The organism is Chroococcidiopsis sp. CCALA 051 (assembly GCF_003015105.1).
Taxonomy (GTDB): domain Bacteria; phylum Cyanobacteriota; class Cyanobacteriia; order Cyanobacteriales; family Chroococcidiopsidaceae; genus Chroococcidiopsis; species Chroococcidiopsis thermalis.
The window spans coordinates 23,226-45,328 of the sequence record NZ_PYCI01000013.1 but is presented as its reverse complement, the minus strand read 5'-3'; the positions used below and the strand labels follow the sequence as shown (position 1 = coordinate 45,328).

Sequence of the window (22,103 nt, the reverse complement as noted above, 5' to 3'; positions counted from 1 at the left end):
GGAAGAGTAGTTCTTAAGGTGAAGTATCGTGACGATCGCTCAGTTTGAGGTATTCTGTAGATCGAAAAGTGAAATCTCAAACTAGCATTCAGTCAGCATTTTAAGAGCTGAAGCGCGATGCTAAAACACCCTGATAGTTTTCAATAGTTCTCAACCAGAAAGGGCTGTAGCAGTTAACTCGCGATCGCTTCTGGAGTTAGTAACAACTGTAGGGTTCTTTGCCAGTTTGGTAATACGATCCCGAATGTGTCAGATAACTTTTGATTGTTCAATACAGAATAAGCCGGTCGCTTTGCTGGTGTAGAATACTGCTCTGAGGCGATCGCGACTAACCTCTGTAACTTGAACATGTTAAACTTTCGCTCTTGTTCGAGAATCGCTTTAGCAAAACCATACCAACTAACTTGTCCCGTAGCACTCAAGTGATATATCCCACTTTTATGAGCTAAGAAATCATATAGATTGTGTTTTGTGGCTTGAAATAAAATTTGTGCTGTAGCTTCAGCAATTAAGCGACTCCAGGTGGGAGATCCAACTTGGTCGTTAACGACTCGCAATTCCTCTCGTTCCTGAGCTAGCCGCAGGATTGTCAGCAGAAAATTGTTCCGATGTCGGCTATATACCCAACTAGTGCGAAGGATAGAATACGAGCCACCCACTGCCTCAATAGCCTGCTCGCCTATGAGTTTGGTTTTACCATAAACATTTTGAGGGTTGGGTAAATCCAGCTCGGTGTATGCTGTACTTTTTTTACCATCAAACACGTAGTCTGTTGAATAGTGAATGACTGCTGCACCTAGTAATTTTGCTTCTTCTGCAATGATGCCAGGGGCAATTCCATTCACTGCCATTGCTGTATCCGAATCTAATTCAGCTTTGTCCACAGATGTATACGCAGCAGCGTTAACAATTAAGGTGGGTTTAACTTCGCGCAGCGTCCGACGAATAGTGTCTGGTTGAGCCAAATCCATTTGCAGCGCTCTTTGACTGGTGCTGCGTCCTGTAGAGATGACTTTACCCAAAGGCATTAAGGTCTGCTGTAGTTCCCAACCTACTTGCCCAGTTATACCTGTCAATAGAATTTTCATGCAAATACCTCTGCTTCTCGTAGCAATTTCCCAGCTCGATCTTTGGCAGATAGAACTGGCTCATTTTCAAGAGGCCAAGCGATCGCCAGATCGGGATCGTTCCACAAAACACAGCGTTCGTGCTGTGGAGCATAATAATCTGTGGTTTTATATAAAAACTCTACGTATTCAGTGAGTACCATAAACCCGTGAGCAAAGCCTTTAGGAACCCAAAGCTGCTGGTTATTTTCTGCACTTAAAAAGGCTCCTACCCATTGACCGAAAGTCTTCGATTGCTTTCTTAAATCTACCGCAACATCAAATACGGCTCCTTGTACAACTCTTACAAGCTTGCCTTGAGGTTGCTGAATTTGATAGTGCAGACCACGCAATACATTCTTGGTAGAGCGAGAATGATTGTCTTGGACAAAACGAGCTGAAATGCCGATTTTTTCCCAAAAAGCCTTTTCGTTATAGCTTTCGTAAAAGAAGCCTCGGTTATCTCCGAACACGTGCGGCTCAATTATGAGAACGTCAGGAATGGCAGTTTCTATAACTCTCATGGTTCTATCCTTTAAGCGCATAAAATGCCTGCTCTAGCTCGCTGAGTGTCGTCATCACATGAGATTCATCGTCTAGAAGCTCCATCAAATATCTTCCATAACTACTTTTGAGCATAGGTTTAGCAAGGTAGCGCAACTGAACTGAGTCAATATATCCTTGTCGATAGGCAATTTCTTCAATGCAAGCAATTTTGAGTCCTTGCCGTTCTTCTAAAGTTTGAATAAAGTTAGCTGCCTGATGCAACGATTCGTGTGTACCTGTATCCAACCAAGCATATCCTCGACCCAAAACCTCTACTCTTAGCTGACCTCGGTTGAGGTAAACTGAATTCACATCTGTAATTTCTAATTCATTACGAGCAGAAGGCTTAAGGCTCGTAGCGATTTTCACTACCTGAGAGTCATAAAAGTATATTCCAGGTACTGCATACTTGGATTTAGGAATGAGAGGTTTTTCTTCAATACTGACAGCACGTCCGCGAGGATCGAACTCAACTACACCGTATTGTCGCGGGTCTTTAACTGGATAACCAAATATTAATCCTCCTTTGCGAAGCATGGAAGCACGAGCTAATATTTCACTTAACCCATGTCCGTGAAAAATGTTATCACCTAGAATCAGACAAACTGGTTCGTTTTGAATAAAATCTTGACCTAAGATAAAAGCTTGCGCTAACCCTTCAGGTTTAGGCTGTTCGATATAACTAAACTTCAATCCCCACTGACTACCATCTTTCAATAACTCTTGAAACAGCGGTAGATCGTTAGGTGTAGAAATAATCAATATTTCTCTAATCCCCGCTAGCATTAGTATGGATAAGGGATAGTAAATCATTGGTTTGTCGTAAACAGACATTAACTGCTTACTAACAACACGAGTTAAAGGATAAAGTCGAGTTCCAGAGCCACCAGCTAAAATAATGCCTTTCATTTGATATACCTCAGTTGATGATGTAAAACGACTAGTTTTACGTTAATTTTCGCTGGAATGAAGTTGATAATAACTAGGATCTACCGCAGTGACAGAGAGACTTTCATGATGAAAAACCTTTCTAGTAATAAAAACATAGCTGTTAAAAATTCCTAGTTTTTGGTCGGAGTAATTAGAAAAATCCACTCTTGTCTCAAATCCGAGCGAGTGTAAGAAATGAAAAAGATCGATTCCAAAAGTTCTATAGGCTAAAATCTTGCCGCGAATTTTATCTCCATGATATTCGGGAGGCAAAAGATATACGTCCTCATCCGTAGAAGTATCAACGCGAACAAGAGTCGGTCTATCAAAATAACAAGGAACAGTAAAAATATGATAACCTCCTGTTTTTAAAACTCGATTGACTTCAGAAAATCCTCTTTGATAATCTCTGACATGTTCAAATACATCTTCTGTGATGACAAGATCGAAAGTTTCATTATCAAAAGTTAATTTTTCTAAATTTTGACAAAATACTCTTTCATGAATTTCCGTTCCTGTTTTGATATTAGGTGAGAAAATTGAGGATGTGTATGAGTCATAATTACGTAATACTTTATAAAAAGCATCGTTCGTATCAGTACTATAAATTTTTAAGCTTTGTTTTTTTGGAATACAAGAAATAGAAGGAGTATTTTGAATAACTTCACTAAGAATGATTTTGGCAACGTGTCTTTTTCTAGACGAGCTACGACAAAACATGCAGTACATATTATTGCGTGCCATATCCACATCCAAGCAGACGAATAACGATATTTTTCCACATACATTACATCTCCCCAGCTTGTGAAAAGCAAAATTTTTTACTGCACTTTTAGCAACATTTAAGGCTCGCACGATCGCATCTCCAGAAATAGTTTTAACTCCCTTATTCTAAATTTTCAAAACCTAAGTTTCAATGGAGAAAAAATCAGAAAAAATCAGTTAGTTGTGACTTTGATTCAGTAATTTATTAATTACTCGATCGAGTTGAGAAACATACTCTTTAGCATTTGACTGGACTAAATGAATTCCATCACTCGTTATCCATTTACCAGCGGGTAATTCTGGTAACCACTCAAAAGAGTTTTTCGGAAAAAGCGATTTTAGTAATTCTCTAATTTGCCTTTGTTTTGTAGTATTATCAACAACTGGTTCGCCAGGTATATCAAATAAAATAACTCGAACAGCTTCTTTTTGAATATCTGCAATTTGATTTTTGATAAATTCAGCTTCTTTTACTATCAACTGTTTTTGTTGAGTATCTAGTTCAATATTACGATCCTCAACCAACTGTTCTATCATTTTTTTACGAAAATCTGAATTAATAACTTGTTTTTCATCTTGGCGTTCAACGTCTCTTACATTTCTTTGTTTATACTCATTTTCTAAATACTGTATTAAAACGCTAGTAGGACGATATTCTTGCCTAAACATCGGAAAATGAATTTTTATAAATGATGTTAAAGGATGAAATAAAGGATTGACTAACTTAGTATCTAATTTTCGCCCGATAGTATCATTTAATTCAACTAATAATAAACGCGGTTTTATGTCTTTTCTTCTAACAATCTCTAAGCCAGTTTGGGTAGAACCTCCAGACATACCTAAATTAGTTGCTCGATTGCTGAAATATTTAATAGGAAGATTATTTGCTAATGAACTTCCTACTAAAACAATAGGTGTTGAGCTTCGATCGTAAATATATTTTTCTGCTTTAATAATATTAGCTTGCCATTGATTGATTCCTTCACTAGAAGGTAAAAAACCATAGAATATAGAACTTTGATATAAAATAAGGCAAGCTATACAAACTAATAACGGACGAATTACTAAACTTAAGTTAGAAATAAAAAACATGCGATCGCTCCTAAAACTGAAAGTATATAAATGTATCAGTGCTGCCAGCATCGAGAAGAGTCAGTGCTAGTAGTATTCCTAAGACTAAATCCATACCACTTTTTAATGAAATATTTTTTAGTAGTTTATGATTAGAAAAATATTTATAAGTTAAGAGATAAAATGAGTGCGAGATAATAACTGGTAAAGCAAATAAAGTAGTAGGGACGATGAGGTCGAGAGACAATTTTTGATGAATATTTCTAGTTAAAGTAATGAAAAAATCTATTGCAGCATCAAAATTAACTAATTTGAAGAATATCCAACCTATTGAAACAAAGCTAAAGATCAGAAACCAACGAATTAAATCTAATAAGAATTGCTGCCAAAAAGAATTTGACCGAGCTTGTATTTCTTTTGATGTTTGATTGACACCTAGTAATCTTTCTACAGCTAATCCGCAACCGTGGAAAATACCCCATACTGCATAGTTCCATGTTGCTCCATGCCACAGTCCGCCTAGTGTCATAACGACTATCAAGTTGATATAGGTTCTAATTTTACCTTTTCTATTCCCTCCCAAAGGAAAGTATAAATAGTCTCTTAGCCATGTTGATAATGAAATGTGCCAGCGTCTCCAAAATTCTGACAGCGAGAGAGATACATAAGGAAAATTAAAGTTTTGTGGTAGTCTATAACCTAGAGCCGCAGCTAGACCTATCGCTATTAATGAGTAACCAGCAAAATCTGCAAATATCTGTATTGAGTAGCCAACTAATAGAACTATATTTGTCATAGTTCCTAAGCTTTGATAGTAAGGAAAGCTAATCCAGTACGTGTAATCCTTTAAATTGTCAGCTATTACCATTTTTAAATAATAGCCAATTATCAGCGATCGCAAAACATCGTACCAAGGTATATTCTTCAAAAATTTTGGTTGAATTTGAGCATAAAAGTCACTTGCTCTTGAAATAGGTCCTGAAATTAAGCTGGGAAAGAAAGTAATAAACAATGACGTGCTAAGAAGATGATGCCTGAAACTGATTTTTTTGCTATAACTTCCTCTTAAAACAAAACTTTGTTCTCTAGTAAGATCGACTAGTAAACCAATAGATAAAAATGTGTAAAAAGATAAACCAATAGGTACTGGTAGATCGGATAGCAAGGTGATAATGCTATCGGTCAAAACATTTGATATATGAAAAGTAGTAGTAATAAAATTAGTTATAAGTATGCCGTATTTAAAAAAACCTAAAATAAGCAAGTTTCCTACTATGCCTAAAGTCATCCAAAGGCGTTTTTTGCGTTTGTTCAATAAATTGATTATTTGAAAACTAGCAATCGCGTTAAGGCTAATTGATAGCGCTAGCAATCCAGTAAGCCATGAGGAGTTCCATCCGTAGAAAATGAAACTTCCAGCAATGATGATTATGGGTTGCTGTTTTTGAAAAAACGGCAAGTAGTAAATTATAAAAGTAACTAAAAAGAAAATAGCAAATTCTGGGCTGGTAAATAACATGGCTTGTTATTTTTTGACTAAGGTTTGAATAGTTTAGTAACTATTAGTTAGATGTTGAAGAGCGTTAGTTGTGAACAACTTTATCCGCAGCTTGATGCTAATTAAGACTGATAATATTGGTCTATTGGCGATCGCTAAATGATTCGTGCAAGCTTTCAGCGGGGCGATCGCTCGTTAATGGTTCATTCTCAAACTTAGTTTTCTTGAATAGGTCTTAGAACAATACCTTCAAAAAAAGTGGTATAGAGTTTATCTGGAGTTGTCCTTCCTGCGGTCAACTCAAGGCGAAAAGTATGCTGACCTTGAGATAACTCTACAACACCAAGTTCTTGATAAAGTTCTGGACCACCCGTAGCTGCCATCTCCTCTGGTTTGACCAATTCATTCTTAGTTTGTGTCTGCCGATTGACACGCCAATAGCTTTTAAGCGGAGCTGTAACTTGTGTCTTCTGACCTCCATCAATACTCCATGCAAACGGTGATGTCCAACGATACTTCTCAAGTAAGGAGTTTGTGGTTATGCCCGTAAACAGTAACTGGTAACGTCCAGGCTTAGGCACGTTAATCGGGATCTCGACTGAGTATCCTTCTGGACTGGGTTCGCTGCTTGCAAATATTTGCAGAAAAGGTTGCCAGAAGTCACTCGCAGGTGGAGGATTGTGCTTTCCAGGTTGAGCCAACATCCATTCCTTTGTCCATTTACCTGTTTTGGCTAAAAATACGTACTGTAAAGGATCGGATTTCTCTCGCGGTAGGCTGTACTTGGCTATTTTAATTTTACTTGCATCTCGGATGAATGTCGTTTGGTCGATTGGTAGAGTGACCTCACCATTCTTAAGCTTTAGGGGTTTGCTGCGACCCATGGCATCAATAAGCTGAGGAGTTTTACCTGGTAAAGGTGTTACTGCATAAGTGACACTTCCACCACTCAAACCAGCTTGTAAGACTTTCCATGTTGCGATCGCCTCGTTGCCTTTTTGAAAGACGTAAATTTGCGCGGATGGGCGATCTATGCTTTCCACTACCTGCGCATTACCGATAATATGCGCCGCTACTGAGTAAGTAATTCCATCTGGGAGCGGCGTTAAGTCGCGATCTACAAGTGCAGCAAAGCTATCGTAATTCGTGCCAAATCGTTTGTGGAAGAAATGAAATTGCCGTGCATATCCTTCCTTCATCCCTCTAAGACTAACTAAAGTTGGATCTTCCGTTCCCCAGATGGGACGTTCCGCTGGCACGCCGTGTTTTGAGAGTAAGGCTTTATAAGGGGCTAAGTCATTAGTGTGAAAAGAAAAGACATCGATGAGAGGAGCTACGCCTTGCTTTAGCACTCGATCTAGAAAGGACACGCCATGACTAGTAAAACCAGATGCAACAATTTGAGCTTTCGGGTTAGCAGATTTCACTGCTCTGGCAGTTTGCCGGATCAGTTCGGCAAATTCCTCTGGTGTTCCTAACCAAAAGTTATTAGCATCTGGTTCGTTCCAGATTTCCCAAAATTGAATTTCTTGCTTAAACTCCCGCGCAGTTTTCTCCACAAGTTGATTCCATAACTGATAGTCTCTCGGCTTTACACGCGCCCATACTGCTGCACCTTCGCCTGTTTCTTGGGTTTCCTGTGGACGAGAAGACAATTCGCGAGGCATTTCTGCAAACTCGCCCATAACGCTAATCCCTTCCCGATGCAGAGCCTGAGCTATTCCTTTCCACTTGCTAAAACTAACTGAAACCTGCGAATCATTTTTGTTGGCACTAAGCAAGGGACACAAAGTATGCAGTTTCAGAAAATCAGCTTTTGCAACGATTTTTTGAAAAAAGTTGTCAGACTCTGTTTTATCTGTTGGCTGAAGTTGATTTGAAGAGGCAGAGATTTTTAAATCCCGCGCTTGAGCTGAGGTCGGCTTAACTTGTAGATTTTCATAAGACCAATGCCAAAAGTTGAGGCGACTCCAAGCAGCACCCAGTAGTCGGTGGCTGCGAGCTAAAGCGGCTGCTTTAGCAGGATCGTTTTCTCCATCATAAGGAATTGTAAACAAACCCCAGCGAGAGTCAGGGTTAACTGGACTAGGATCGAACACCACCCCAACTTTGGTTTTAGCCTCAACTTTTGACTGCCCTGCGCGGGCTGAAACTGTCAAGTAATACAATCCACGACTAGGTAGTTGAAGATGCAACGGAATCCCTTTAAGTGGATCGACCTGAGATCGTAATGGAATCTTAGCATTGCTAGTCCAAGAACCATTATGTTCCCGGATCTTATACTCTACAACGTCAGGCTTATTTCCTGAAACTTGAATCATTAAGTCAACTGGCTGAGACTCAATAAATAAGTTACCAGGTTGTTTTGAACTTACCCTAACTTGAAAAGCATCAGACGTACTAACAGCATCATTGAAAGTAGAAAGAACCACTGTTGCTGTACATGCGATCGCCAGGACAACATGGAAAAGGACGGATCTTTTGGCAGAAGGTTTAAGCAATCTCATCTGTCTATAGGTGAAACTAGATGGAACCTAAGTTGGAAAATCTCTTGGAATACGATGTATTCTCCCAAGTCATCTGAGAATCTAGCAGCCTGTGTGTTCTTACTGTCTCACGACTGAATTCTAGAAAATTCCTCTACCTGCTAAATTAGGGTTAGTTGTAAAACCCCGCTCTAGATTGTCCTGGGAAGTCCCGTCATATACAGTGTACCTACTGTTACACTCCTTAGACTCATTAATTATGGCTCCAATAACGTTCAGCTTACTTAAGGCTTCTAAAGATTGATTGAGGTCAAATCGAGTCACGCGATTCAGGCGTTCGACTACCACAGTACCACTACAGAGTGATGCAACAATGCTGGCATCCGCCAATCCCAATATAGGAGGAGCATCTACGAGTACCAAATCGTAAGATTGTTCAAAAGACTCGATTAGATGCTTCATGCGTTGAGAGCTTAATAGCTTAACTATATCTGTTGGTGTTGGTCCTGCCGTCAAAACATCCAGTGAAGGTTGCACAGATTGAATGCAATCCCGCTCCCGTACATCTGCTTCTTCAGTCAATAGTGTAGATAACCCTCGATCGTTAGATAGATTCAGTAGTTTGTGAATATTGGAGCGTCGTAGATCCGCATCAATTAGGAGAACTCGCCGTTGTAAACGGGCTACACTCAGTGCCATACCCGCAGCCAGTGTTGACTTACCCTCACCAGTCAGTGCTGAAGTGAGTAGCAAAGACTTGAAGGATAGGGGCGAACCTAAGATTTGAATGTTTTGATATATCAGATCCATCGACTCGCGGAAAGGAAACCAGTTTAATGCTTGTATTCGTTGAGAGGTTAAACTTTGCTGTTTGAAGAAAGGTAGAGCGATCGACGGCTTCTTAAGCTCAAAGTTTGGTAATTTTGGTGTAATACCTAATACAGGTAGGGAACTCAGTTTCTGTAGTTCGTCGCAAGAGTGAATTGTATCATCGAGTGCTTCAAGAAGAAAGGCAGCTCCAATACCTAAAACTAAACCAAATACTGCCCCTGATACCAAAAGCATTATTCTGCCAGTTCCCATGTATACGCCAGGTTCGGGATCTCGGATGATTTGCCAGTTAAATCCGCCCTGCGCAATTTTAATCCCCAAATTTTGTTGCGTCTGGAGAAGTTGCTCCAGGGTTTTTCGATTGATCGCAATTTCTGGCATGAGACGGTTGTACTCTGCTAATAGTTGTGGGTATTTAAGCAGAGTAGAGCGCAGTTGCTGTTCCGATTTAGCAAGGCTTTGGTCGCGGGCACTCAAACCAAACCAAACTACCTGTGCATCAACCAAGGCATCAACTAGCTTCCGGTCAGAATCGCCAAGCTGTAGTTGTTTGGGCAGAGATTTTTCTGTGGTACTTAGTTGGGCAGGTAATCGATCCGCAGAGCGCCCTGCTTCCGTACGTAATAAACCAATTAGGTTTTGACGCTGCTTGAGTAAATCTTGAACTTTGGGGTAATCGTCTCTGTATTGCACCCGCAGCTTTTCTAAAGTGACATCTAGTGCTTGAATTTCATCCAGTAATGACTGATAACGAGGAGATTGGCTGAGACGAGAGGCAATGAGTGCTTGTTGTGGCGATCGACTTATTTGCTGCTGTAGCTTATTGTAGCGAGCTTGTTGATCCTGAAACTGGGCGCGAATTGTTCGTCGCTCGCTCTCGACAGCCGCAAGTGCATCCAACAAATTTTTTGCCTGTACTTCTGGGTCGAGTAGTTTATTTTGCTTGCGAAAATTTTCTAGGTTCGCCTCAGCCTGTGACACATCTTTTCGGATTTTGGGCAATTGCTCGTTAACAAAAGCAAGTCCATTGGTTAGGCGTAATTTCTGCTGTTCTAAATTATAAATTTGATAGACATTTTGTAGTGCTTGAAGAACTTTTTGACTCTTAATAGGGTCTCCTGCTACAAAAGTTACTTCAAAAACTTGACTGAGTGTTTGCAAAGTTTTTGTTCCGCTTTCTACTTGAGTTACTTTTAGCGGTGATTGTTTAACTTTCGCTGGTTTGCCGTTGATCTCTTCTACTGTAATATTAGGGTACTCAGGACGAAGTAGTTCCACAGCCCTCTCTACGAGCTTTGGACTTGTCATCACGCTAAGTTGTGCCGTGTAGTCAACTTTAAGATTTGAGTCAGTAAAATCACTCTCCTCTACTCCTCCTTGTGCATTACTGTTTTGTCCCTGGTAAAGATTAGAGCTGACTAGCAATTGCATAGAACTCTGATATGTCGGCTTTGCCATCAGTGCCAGAAAGCTTGAGGCGGACAGAGGAATGCAGAAAAGACTTAAGATCAAAAGGCGGCGACGCAGTAAAACTGTAAATAGTTGCCGAAGATCGGTTGCATTGGCTCTATTCTCTACTCTATGCTCTACAGACAGTCGCTCGTTATCTAGACTAGTATCAGCCATCACTAATTCCTTCAGTGTTAAATGTTTTAACAGATGCTTTCAAGTACGTGGTTGGAGTGAGGTGCAGAGAGAATGAATTATCGTTAAGTCGAAAGCAGTGCGAAAAAGAAGATTTTGTCTCGCTGCGCCGATAAGATTGGTTTGCTGACATTAAAATGATAGTTGCAAGGATTGGCGATCGCAATAGCGTATTTCGGAAGCTAAAAATAATAAAAATCGCGATCGGGCAACTTCATTATTTCTGTTAAAGACTAACCTATCTTATCTAAGGTAGCTAAAATGTATTCGGAATATCTTCTTGAAAACCTCATACTGCAACAGAAGTCAGCTAGTCAGATATGCATGACTCAAACAACTATGACTTACCTGAATGTTGCTATCCTTTTTAACTTACTTTAAATAATAGCAAACAATAGCAGAATAAAAAAGTTTATTTGTAAAAATAAATGTATTTTTAATCGAGCTTGACTAGATTAGTGTATTAGCAGGTCAAGCGTCGAAACTTCATCGTTAGTATTAATTTATTTATACATCAATCTATCTACTTGTTTTGTTATCTCAAACAAATAATATATTTATGTCCGCCTCGGGTTAGAGACATATATCTTCTATAGCAATCCTATTTGATTCATGAACGTGGAGCAGGCTTCTAGCCTGCCGCAGGCTAGAAGCCTACTTTACAAATTATTTAGAACTACTATAGATAGATTAATTTTTTATGTCACTTATTATGCATCATAGTATACATATAAGTCATACCCCTACTAATTCCGCACGACACCAGCTTGCAAAAGAGCTAATGCCCTGTTCCAAACTCACAGTTGGATCGAATCCTAAAGTACTTAATTTTGTTGTATCTGCTTTCCAATAAAGCGGTACACCTGTAGGTACAACTCCATCAAAATCTGGATTACAGTCGTAGCATAGTGTATCTAGAACTAGACTTACTAACTCTGCAATAGTCACCTCACGACCGCTACCAATATTATAAACTTCACCCTGCATAGAGCCAGTAGTGGCAATAACAAATAAAGCCGCAGCGATATCAATAGCATGAATAAAATCACGGCTTTCTCGACCCGTTCCTTGTAGCGTTGGCGACCTTTGCGTAATGATTTTTTGAAAAATATCCCAGACTACCTGTCGTCGTAAACCAGGACCGTAAGCTGAAAAAATTCTAGCGCTAGCAGTTGGTAAACCATAAACATTGGTAAACTCTAAACACAATTGTTCGCACTGCCATTTATGAAATCCATATGGTGAAACTGGTAGAGGAAAATGAGATTCACTCACAGGTAGTGACTGCGGATTTCCATAAACTGCTGCACTCGATAAAAAGATAAACCGACAATCTGGAGCATTAAGACGCAAAGTATTAAGTAGCTCAAATGTCACTCCTGTATTAGCGTAGAAGTCTTTAGCTGGATCTGTAACAGATAAATTAACGGAGGCGCTACCAGCACAATGAATGCAAACGTGAGGAGAGTGTTTTTGTAACAAATCGCCTAATGCCATATCTGGCAGATGAATTTGGTAATAGGCTGATAAGTTGAGTAGGGAAGCATGTTTAACAGAAGAAGTATCGATACCGATAACAGTCCAACCTTGCCTTAAAAAGTAACGGGAGACGTATCGACCAATGAAGCCGGCAGCGCCTGTTACTAAAACCGATCTCGATTGAGTAACCATTGGTTGATAACAACCTCAATTAGATAAAAAAAATAATGACTTCGACAGGTCATTTTCTGACTACTTTAGTTATGGGAAGAAATCATTTCATGCCGAATCGTGGCAATATCCTCGATCGCATACGTACCACTACAGTTAGGTGAAGTTTGACCTATAGCTCTCAAGTCGGCTTCTACCATTAAGGCTACTAGTTGCTCAAACGTTACTAAAGGTTTCCAGCCCAGATTTTGTTGCGCCTTGGTAGCATCTCCGATCAACAAGTCTACTTCCGCTGGTCTGAGGTAGCGATCGTCAAATTCCACATAACGCTGCCAATCCAGATTGACATAACTAAAAGCGAGATCGAGGAACTCCTTCACCGAGTGGGTTTCACCGGTTGCAATGACGTAATCATCTGCATGTGGATGCTGTAACATCATCCACATGGCTCTGACGTAATCCTTGGCATAGCCCCAGTCTCTTTTGGCATCTAGATTGCCCAAGTAGAGAACTTTTTGCTTACCAGCGACAATCCGAGCGATCGCGCGTGTAATCTTGCGAGTGACGAAAGTTTCTCCTCGTCGCGGGCTTTCGTGGTTAAACAATATGCCGTTACAAGCAAATAGCCCATATGATTCGCGATAGTTGATTGTTTGCCAGTGGGCGTAAACTTTAGCACAGGCATAGGGGCTACGTGGATAAAATGGTGTGGTTTCCTTTTGCGGTACTTCCTGCACAAAACCAAACATTTCTGAGGAGCCTGCCTGGTAGAACCGTACCTGAATTCCAGTTCTGTGCTGGTAGTCGCGAATCGCTTCCAACAAGCGTAGCGTTCCCATTCCCACCGAATCTACAGTATATTCTGGCGAGTCAAAACTCACCCGCACATGGGATTGAGAGCCTAAATTATAAATTTCTATTGGTTGAACTTCTTCTAAAATGCGACGTAATGTAGTGCCATCAGTTAAGTCTCCATAGTGCAAAAATAACTGCGCTCCCTTTTGGTGCGGATCTTCGTAGATATGATCGATTCGGTCAGTATTAAATGTAGAGGTTCTACGAATAATACCATGCACTTCATAGCCCTGCTCTAGCAAAAACTCACTGAGGTAAGAGCCATCTTGTCCTGTGATGCCAGTAATTAACGCGCGCTTTTGTTTTTGCATCCTCAGTACCTTTTATATCTTTAATCTAAATCTGTAAGTTATTACGTTAGTCGAGTTAATTTCTAGCAACTGAAGCAGTAGAAAGTAACTGCTCCCTGAGCTGAGCCTCATCATAAGGTTGTTTTCTAGCTCTGCACTGTCTAACCATACGCCTCAGAGCCTTTTCTGCCTGTTTGAGCTGTTGTGTAGTATGTTCTTCTGGACGAGATTTTTCAGATAATTTAGCAAATTCATCTGCCCACGGGGTGAAAACTAACCATGATACAAACCATGATATCGGTAGTACTTCTTCTATTGCTAGCGAGGTGCTATCTTCACTCGCGTGCGTTGCTAATACGCACAACATTGCAACCTTGAGGAGTAGGTCGTTAGAGCGAGGTTGTGATAAAAAATCTAAAACTTCTGAACAAATAGCTAAGTGTAGTTCGATATTAAGTTTACTAACACGCCTAGCAACTTTTAAAAAATGATTTTTTTGCTCTTTTGCATCAGGAGAAGGATTTAGTAATGTGGCTCTGTCAAGAACGCTTGGAGATCTCTCCACAAGCAGTTTAGCAGTTTTGAGAATCTGTTGTTTATTTTCCTTAACGTATCGCTTAAAGAGTTTTAGCCTTGGCGACCAATGTTTGGGGAAACCCTCTTTTTGTAAAAGATTTTTATACATATTAAACGAAGGACTATAAGCACCAAAGACCTCCCAAAACCACATATTTAAGAGCTTTTCTCGTTGACCCCTGGCGATCGAAGCACGATGCTCGATCTCTGTTTTATCGTAACGACTGACGCGCAAATGGCATAATTGAGCTGTGGCTGGATCGATCGCTTTTCTATGAACAAATGCAGCACTTATATTAACGATTTTTCCATTCTGGAGTTGTCGTTGATAAGTATTTCGGAGGATAACAGGTTCCTGACATTCTGGGCAATGAAGACCTAATAATAAAAAATCATCATAACTACATTCTTCTGCTGCCACTAATTGACCACCATACCGGATTGAGCTTGCAAGTTTCATAAAGATTATCCTTTCTTTTTTTAGGTCGGTAAGTTATTCTTCTTTCATTCAGTACTAACAAACTGACGTTAGGATAAAAGGTTTAGGCTACAAGCGGAAAAAAGCAAGAACTATACTGAATGCTTCAAGACTAAACGTTTACTAAAAGCTTTTTAATAATTTTTTTAGTAAGCCTAAAATTAAGCTTTGAGTCTACCGTGCTAGCAACTTTATAGATCTTGTATTGGCGTTCCCAAGATGTTTTCTCATTCTTGGAAAACATGATTTTCAACCATCGATGAATTCTCGTTTCACAGACTTGCTCGACAACCTCTTTCGGGCAGTCTATATTAGCTAAAATATAACGTACAATCTGATAGCTTTCCTCTGCAAAGACCCCATTTCTACTAGCTTCATATCTTACTGTTTCTGAATGGGCGCGGTAATAGTTAAGCGTTTCTGCTATGAAAGCGATATCAGAAACTAGAAGCATTTTTACCCACAGCAACCAGTCTCCACAGAGCCGCAAAGATTCGTCTGCATATCCTACTTTTTCGTAGATACTACGCCTGATCAAAACTGCACTAGCGTTATGAATTATGTTTTCAAAAATTAGGTATTTACTACATTCATCTATTCCATTATTTACAAAATCTTTCTCCCATCGTTCCTTGTCGGGGAAATAGAGTAAATCCTTACTATTAAATATAGAGCGATCGCGCTCATCAATAAACCATGACAAGCAATAGGCTAACCCAACTGTAGGATTATTATCTAGCTTGTCAACCAGCTCTGCAAGCAGTCGTTTATCTGCGTAGTCGTCTGACTCGGCAATCCAAACATACTCTCCCTGTGCTAAACGAATTCCTTTATTCCATTGTTTAAATGGAGAGCCACTATTCGTTTGATTGTAAATTGCTCGAATCCTAGAGTTGTTAGCAAATTTTGCAAATACCTCATTACTATTATCTGTAGAAGCATCATCTAAATAAATAATTTCAAAATCTTGATAAGTTTGATCTAAGACACTTTGGATGCGTTGTTCGAGAAACTGAGCATGATTATAATTTGGAATAATAACGCTTACTTTAGGCATGTTTCTCTTGATAAGGAGGTTGTAAAGTCAGTTTTCCTATCTCTCAGTGCCATTCGCGTAGCTTCTAAATAAGCATGTCCCCATTTCTGACAAGGTTCAAGATGATTACCCTCAGCCCACTCATTCCAAGCATTGATAAAAACAATTTTCTCGGTAGAGTAGTTACTAGCTAAAGTGTTGTCAACAATCGTTCTTAACCAAGACTCGTAAACTTGAGGTGTAGAATTTTGGAGAATTATGGCACCAGCTTGACGGCGTGCAGTATTGTCCCATGATGGTGTAACGCAGGAAAATCGCTGATAGCTTGGATTTGGCTTCGCAAGCATACGTTTAACAACAGTAGAGTAATCATATATGTTGTGAGTTCCATAAGCTTGATGGGCTAGTCCTAACTTTCTAGCTAGATGCCAAAACCTACCTTTTTGCAGAGGTAAACCTAGTTGAGTCCAGTCTGGTTGAAACTCCACAGATGCATCAAAGCCAATCAATCCTGGATCTTCTTGTTCGCTAGCAAAACTTTCGACTCTACAGAGGAAAATTTCTCCAACACCAAGTCTTTTTGCCTCCTCACGCCAAACTTTTACGGTTTGCTTCGGATTTGGTAGTTTCGTAGCTCGATACACTAAAAATAAAGGCTTACCATCAACTTTGATATATCGACGATCTGAGAATGCCTTAGCAAGCCACTGCATGTGTAACCTATCGTCTTCCTCGCTGTAAACTTGCTTGAATAGCAAATTCTGCTCTTTACCATCCCATCTTCTCGTCCAATTTTCGTTCGCCCAACAAAGGCAAAAAGGAAAATCTGGTTTTCCAGAATTTAGAACATCATTGAAAGGGCGTTCTAATAAACGCTTGCCATTGAACCAGTAGTGATAATAACAAAAGCCATAAATTCCATACTCTTTAGCTAAGTCTGCTTGAGCCTGACGAGTCTCAGATAGACGCAAATCATAAAAGCCCAAATCGGCAGGCAAATGAGGCTGATAATGCTCTGAGAATAAAGGTTTAGCTTTAGTGACGTTAGTCCACTCAGTAAATCCCTTACCCCACCATTCATCATTTTCTGGGATAGGGTGATACTGAGGAAGGTAAAAAGCAATTAGGCGAGCTTGCATATCACAGCTAAAAATAATAGATTTTGTTAAATCAATACTATTTGTTCAAATTGTCAGAACAATTAGTTGGAGCTAAACCAGTAAGTAAGCTGTTTTGGATGAATTCAACAGAGTATGGTGAAAATTGAGTTTGAAAAACTTAATTAATAACATTTTTTATGACGCTAGCCTTCTAGGTTTCATGAGCTAGATGCACTGACTTCATTACTATCGCAAATCCGATTGAATTCAGAATTTTACAATAATTCGTAAATTTTCTACGGATGCGCAATTTATTTGAATTTGCCGAGCATCATGAATAACATAAAGCATTCGCTATGTTTGCCTTCTTCATTGGCAAAAAAATAAAGAGTGCTGTTTGAGTAAACACATTCTATTATTTCCCTCTCTATAAAGGTTGTCGATACAGGAAAGTTCAGGAACGGTTCCATAGTTTATAAAATTTTATTGCCTGTAGCAGAAAGAACAATTATCTATAACTTTAGAGAGAGCATTCACTATGAACTGAGAAGTTTAAGTATAACTAGTTTTCTACTTCAGAATTATTGAATTCTAGATTCCATAGTAATCGCACCTCCTTGCAAATCCCAATATTCTTTTTTAATTGTTTATGTACCTTCGCGCTTCCTCACAAAAAAGATACGTACTTGAACAAAAACTGTAGTTCTCTATTTGAGCCAATATTAGCAATTTAGCGATCGCAACAACAACAATGTAATAAATAGTTTTTATTCTATGAACTTACTATTCACTTGATAATACTATTATCCGACTACTATAAGATACCTGAACTTTCCCCACTGGACAGTAGTTAATAGACTCCGCATATTTAAAATTAGTAGTTTGTTTATATGAAGAGCTGTTCCTTAAATAAAATCCATACTTCAATGCAACATCAATAGCTCTGGCATTTTTTAATTCTGAGAGAAGGAGAATACTATGGCTTCAACTCAGCTATCTTCTGAATTGCAAGAACTATCATCTACTACTGAGATAGTTACTTTTAACTATGCTGAACTAGACAGTGAAACGCGAGCCGCTATTCAGCAAAATACCACTGAGATCAAAAGTTTAATGCGTCGTACCTCTCAAGATATTATTCATATTGGACAAAAGTTGAGAGCAGTTAAGCAACAGCTAGAACATGGACGTTTCCGAAAGTGGCTAAAAGCTGAATTTGATTGGAGTGTCTCTGCTTCAACCAAATTCATCCAAGTCAGCGAACAGTTTAAATGTGTAAATTTTACCCATTTAAATATTGCTAATTCTGCCCTCTATCTTCTGGCTGCTCCTTCTACGCCTGAAGTAGCTCGTCAAGAGGCTCTCCGTCGCGCTAGTTCAGGAGAGACAATTACTTACTCTAAAGCTAAGGTAATTACTCAAAAATATAAAAAAGTAATCCAACCTGAACCCGAATCAACTACAATTGACATTGAAGCTAAAACTTTAGAAAAAGATCGGTCTTCAGCAGTAAGTTTTTCACAGCAACCTACTTCTGTTTCTATCGTACCTACATCTAATTTACTAATAGATGAGCAAGAACTACAGTCTGAAAGCCATACCTCAGAACCAATTGTGTATGGTCAATCGCTGTTTCAAAACTCAAACGAAAATCATTTGAGTTACACCGTAGCTAATGCTAACTCCTCTACAATCTCATTATTAGCTAATAATAATACTGACGTGCTTTGTCAGCTCTTTATTAATCATATAGAGCGCCTGACTGACGCTCAAATTCTTTCTGTTTGGTATGCGATCGCCGAGCGCGTTCCTTCAGAGCTTCGGATGTTAAACAATTAGCCTGATATTGAATTGAACCACTTGGTCTAAAATGTTAGGTAGTAGCTATTTCTATGAGCTACTGCATATTTAGTTTGAAAAAATAGGTTTTGCTTTTATCGTTTACAATGTTTTTTTAAATTAGCTCTTTAAATTTAAACTCAAACAAAATAAATCCAATAATTTATTAACCTATATTACTTTTAAACAAGCCGTGAATTTAACAATATATTTACTGGGGCAATCCTATTTGATTCATGAACGTGGAACAGGCTTCCAGCCTGCCGCAGGCTAGAAGCATACTTTATAAATCATTTAGAACTGCTATAGTTATGCAACTTATATTTCTAGTGTAAATGAAATTACTATCTCGTGTACGCATAGTAATTTCATTTGAGTTAAAGGTGATAAATGTTGAAATATAATAACCGATCGCAAAAGACAAGTATGACAACAATTATTTTACTTCAAAGTAAAGTACTCGCTGTCATCAACACATATCCTTATTCAACTATACTCTTTTATGCTTGAAAAGCACTGTGAACAAGATCGAAACATTCCACCTATTTACTGTCCCTATTGTAATCGACGGTTATGGTATATGGGAAAACATAAATTATTTCTGTTTCTTATGAGTAACTCAGGCGATCGACAACAAATTATTGAGAGTAATTCTACCGTGGAAGAATTAGTGTGTGGAGAACATGGTAAGTTTTTTGTAGAACTTCAAGAATAAGATAAGTTCTATTACTTATAGATATTTTTATAGGCTTCTCAACCAATTGCAAAGTGAATAATATATTGTCAGCGTACTTACCCAATATCAACTATTAAATCTTTCAATTAGATGTTCGTAATTCAAATAGAACCGCCATATATTCATAGCGTTGCTTATCCTTCATAAAATATCAGAACTTTTCCATATCAACAAAGTCTGAGCTTAACAGCTATCATAAGCGTAACGTTTCCCCAAACTTTAAAAATAAAATTTTTCGAGCGTATATATGTATATCAAGTATAGTATAGATAAATCTATCCTGATTAGCGATCGCAATTTTTTAACCTTTAACTGAAAACTCGTTTGATTCACAAGCAACTAAAATGATTGTAGTAGGTTAATAATGAGAATTGGATTTGTTTCTCGATGGAATTTAGCAGATCCAGAGATTCGCCGCCGAGCATTTTCTGGGATTATATGGCATGTTCTTAAAGAATTTGAAGCTCAAGGAGATCGAGTTGAATATATTGGTCCAGTTCAACAGAACTTAATAGCTAAGTCTGTGAACACTGGGATTAAAGTACTTAATCGGTTAAAAGTGTTTAGCCCACATGTCTATGGTAAATACCATCCTGTGATTCTAGAGCAAATGGCGCGGCAGGCAGAGCAGCTAGTTGCCGATCGAAAAATAGATGTTTTGCTCGCTCAAGATTCTACTGTGATGGCTTACTTTCCGCCTAGTATTCCACTTGTCTATTGGCGAGATGCTAACTTTGCTGACATACAAGACGCTTACAAAGTATACTCAAATCTTCATCCCCTCAGCGTTGAGTGGGCTCATAAGCACGAACGTAAGGCGATGAATCGTGCAGACTTAAATATATTCTCCTCTGAATGTTCGTATAAAACTGCGACTTCAACTTACGGTATTCCATCTGCCAAAGTCGCAGTAGTACCGTTTGGTGCAAACCATGATTTTGTAGTGAGTTCAGAAGATACTGAGCGTTATATCACTGGCAGATCGCGCGATTTGTGCCGCTTACTATTTATTGGTATTGAGTGGGAACGCAAAGGTGGTGATACAGCTATTGAGATTTGTCGTATTCTCAATCAGAGGGGCATTCCTACGACGTTGGATATTATCGGTTCAGACTTCGCAGTCGATCCAGCAATCAGTCATAAAGTTCGCATTCACGGACGGGTAGATAAGTTTACCAGTGAAGGCAGTACAAAGTTGCAGCATCTACTCGAACAATCTCACTTTTTGGTTCATCCAGCGCGTGCAGAGGCTTACGGTTGCGTTCTATGTGAAGCTTGTTCATTTGGTATTCCTTGCGTTACGAGTTCCGTGGGTGGTATTCCCACCATTATTAAAAACGGAAAAAATGGTGTATCTTTTCCAGCAAGCACGCCCGCTTCTACATATGCTACATACATTGAAGAGACTTTTCGCAATTTCGATCTGTATATTCGGCTAGCAAAAGCTACACGCTCAGAATACCAAGAGCGTTTAAATTGGCAGGTTGCAGTAGCCAAAGCTAGAGAACTTATAACTGAGATGCTGGAGAGAAAACAAGATTTGTCTACACCTTCTGAAAAGGTTGAACTGTGTACTGACAATACACTTATCATGCCTGGAGTAGGCTACAAAATTATTAGGAATTGAGATATGGCAAACCTTTCTACCATAAAACATCTATACCAGTCTAATCGGTTGTATCACCCAGCTCGAACATTATATTGGCGATTGCTAAAACAAGAGCGTCTAGTAAAATTTCATCAAGAAGTCACCTTCTACTCTCAGCTATTAGAACCCGACAGCCTATGCTTCGATATCGGTGCAAACATTGGAGAGAAGACAGAAGCACTTTTCAAAGCCGGTATGAGAGTGGTAGCATTTGAACCACAACCTAACTGTATGAAAGAACTTGCGGCACGATGCAGTCGCTATCGTAGCAAATTAGCCAAATGTGAATGCGCCGTTGGTGCAGAACCTGGAATTACTGAATTGTACGTTCATACTCACCACGCTCACTCAAGCCTAGACCAGAATTGGACAGTAAGTGAGGTTGTATCTAGTATTTATGTACCTGTAGTGACTCTCGATCGCGCGATCGCTAAATTTGGCAAACCACGATACTGCAAGATCGATGTTGAGGGATGGGAGTATGAAGTTTTAAAGGGATTAACGCAACCAATACCGCTAATTTCATTTGAATACCATCTTCAGCAAGATAATATTGATAAAACCCTTGCCTGTATTGACTACTTGTCGCACCTTGGAGAATTACATATTAACATTACGCCAGCAGAAACGTTACTGTTTACATTTCAAGAATGGTTACCCGTCAAAGAATTTCTTAAGTCTTTTCCTAATAGTTTTCGTTCTCGCCAGGAATACAATTATGGAGATATTTTTGTGAAAATTCAATAGCTATAGGTAAAGACAGAATTAATTCAATAGAAGCTCTGGCTTTAGCGTTCGTTATTTTCTCATTTTGTTCGGCGCGAACAGTGTGTTTTTTTGAACAAAATTTAGCAATCTTTACAACTTAGAGATGAATGTCATTCAAGTCTCTTAGGACTGAACTTTATGGTATCGACATCATTCACTCTCCAGAATAGCATGTAAACAACATCTAAAGCCATCCAATATTGAAAAAAGTTTACTTTCGACTAACTCAAGAAGAGATTAAAACTTAGAG

At 39.0% G+C, this 22,103-nt stretch carries 17 protein-coding genes; 4 read left to right on the top strand and 13 right to left on the bottom strand.

Annotated elements, in window-relative coordinates; genetic code table 11:
- Positions 1-173: 173 nt before the first annotated feature.
- From rfbD to C7Y66_RS04935, 13 genes are all read right to left on the bottom strand, one after another.
- Complete coding sequence (gene rfbD, locus C7Y66_RS04995; RefSeq protein WP_106544712.1) at positions 174-1,088, bottom strand: dTDP-4-dehydrorhamnose reductase; 915 nt, start codon at positions 1,086-1,088, stop codon at positions 174-176.
- Positions 1,085-1,630, bottom strand: coding sequence for a dTDP-4-dehydrorhamnose 3,5-epimerase (gene rfbC, locus C7Y66_RS04990; protein ID WP_015156569.1), 546 nt, complete (start codon positions 1,628-1,630; stop codon positions 1,085-1,087). Before rfbC ends, rfbD begins: the two co-directional genes overlap by 4 nt.
- 4 nt (positions 1,631-1,634) lie before the next feature.
- A complete protein-coding gene (gene rfbA / locus C7Y66_RS04985) occupies positions 1,635-2,561 on the bottom strand; it encodes a glucose-1-phosphate thymidylyltransferase RfbA (RefSeq protein WP_015156568.1) in 927 nt (308 codons plus the stop codon).
- A gap of 42 nt (positions 2,562-2,603) precedes the next feature.
- The gene (locus tag C7Y66_RS04980; protein WP_106544711.1) at positions 2,604-3,437 is read right to left on the bottom strand and encodes a class I SAM-dependent methyltransferase; all 834 of its coding nucleotides are present in this window, start codon (positions 3,435-3,437) and stop codon (positions 2,604-2,606) included.
- A gap of 87 nt (positions 3,438-3,524) precedes the next feature.
- On the bottom strand, positions 3,525-4,439 hold the full coding sequence (locus C7Y66_RS04975; RefSeq protein WP_146149734.1) for a hypothetical protein: 915 nt from the start codon (positions 4,437-4,439) through the stop codon (positions 3,525-3,527).
- 10 nt (positions 4,440-4,449) lie between these two features.
- Positions 4,450-5,937, bottom strand: a complete 1,488-nt coding sequence (locus C7Y66_RS04970; RefSeq protein WP_106544709.1) for an MBOAT family protein — start codon at positions 5,935-5,937, stop codon at positions 4,450-4,452.
- Between the two features lie 194 nt (positions 5,938-6,131).
- Positions 6,132-8,348 (bottom strand): hypothetical protein, encoded by a 2,217-nt coding sequence (locus C7Y66_RS04965; protein ID WP_233222532.1) that lies wholly within the window; start codon positions 8,346-8,348, stop codon positions 6,132-6,134.
- Between the two features lie 195 nt (positions 8,349-8,543).
- Positions 8,544-10,859 carry a polysaccharide biosynthesis tyrosine autokinase gene (locus C7Y66_RS04960; protein WP_106166933.1) on the bottom strand — a complete coding sequence of 772 codons (2,316 nt, stop codon included), beginning with the start codon at positions 10,857-10,859 and terminating at the stop codon, positions 8,544-8,546.
- A gap of 753 nt (positions 10,860-11,612) precedes the next feature.
- Complete coding sequence (locus C7Y66_RS04955) at positions 11,613-12,548, bottom strand: NAD(P)-dependent oxidoreductase (RefSeq protein ID WP_106544707.1); 936 nt, start codon at positions 12,546-12,548, stop codon at positions 11,613-11,615.
- Positions 12,549-12,613: 65 nt separating this feature from the next.
- Positions 12,614-13,693, bottom strand: a complete 1,080-nt coding sequence (gene gmd, locus C7Y66_RS04950) for a GDP-mannose 4,6-dehydratase (RefSeq protein ID WP_106166932.1) — start codon at positions 13,691-13,693, stop codon at positions 12,614-12,616.
- A 55-nt stretch (positions 13,694-13,748) separates the two neighbouring features.
- Positions 13,749-14,708: a hypothetical protein gene (locus C7Y66_RS04945; RefSeq protein ID WP_015156560.1), complete on the bottom strand. Its 960-nt coding sequence runs from the start codon at positions 14,706-14,708 to the stop codon at positions 13,749-13,751.
- A 130-nt stretch (positions 14,709-14,838) separates the two neighbouring features.
- Positions 14,839-15,783, bottom strand: coding sequence for a glycosyltransferase (locus C7Y66_RS04940; protein ID WP_106544706.1), 945 nt, complete (start codon positions 15,781-15,783; stop codon positions 14,839-14,841).
- Positions 15,771-16,901: a glycoside hydrolase family 99-like domain-containing protein gene (locus C7Y66_RS04935; RefSeq protein ID WP_106544705.1), complete on the bottom strand. Its 1,131-nt coding sequence runs from the start codon at positions 16,899-16,901 to the stop codon at positions 15,771-15,773. The genes C7Y66_RS04940 and C7Y66_RS04935 overlap by 13 nt, the downstream gene beginning before the upstream one ends.
- 939 nt (positions 16,902-17,840) lie before the next feature.
- Here C7Y66_RS04935 and C7Y66_RS04930 point away from each other — a divergent pair.
- From C7Y66_RS04930 to C7Y66_RS04920, 4 genes are all read left to right on the top strand, one after another.
- Complete coding sequence (locus C7Y66_RS04930) at positions 17,841-18,701, top strand: DUF3102 domain-containing protein (RefSeq protein WP_106544704.1); 861 nt, start codon at positions 17,841-17,843, stop codon at positions 18,699-18,701.
- Positions 18,702-19,281: 580 nt separating this feature from the next.
- Complete coding sequence (locus C7Y66_RS32820; protein ID WP_255409933.1) at positions 19,282-19,416, top strand: hypothetical protein; 135 nt, start codon at positions 19,282-19,284, stop codon at positions 19,414-19,416.
- A gap of 385 nt (positions 19,417-19,801) precedes the next feature.
- Positions 19,802-21,064: a glycosyltransferase family 4 protein gene (locus C7Y66_RS04925; RefSeq protein ID WP_015156555.1), complete on the top strand. Its 1,263-nt coding sequence runs from the start codon at positions 19,802-19,804 to the stop codon at positions 21,062-21,064.
- Positions 21,065-21,067: 3 nt separating this feature from the next.
- Positions 21,068-21,832: an FkbM family methyltransferase gene (locus C7Y66_RS04920; protein WP_106166926.1), complete on the top strand. Its 765-nt coding sequence runs from the start codon at positions 21,068-21,070 to the stop codon at positions 21,830-21,832.
- Positions 21,833-22,103: the final 271 nt, after the last annotated feature.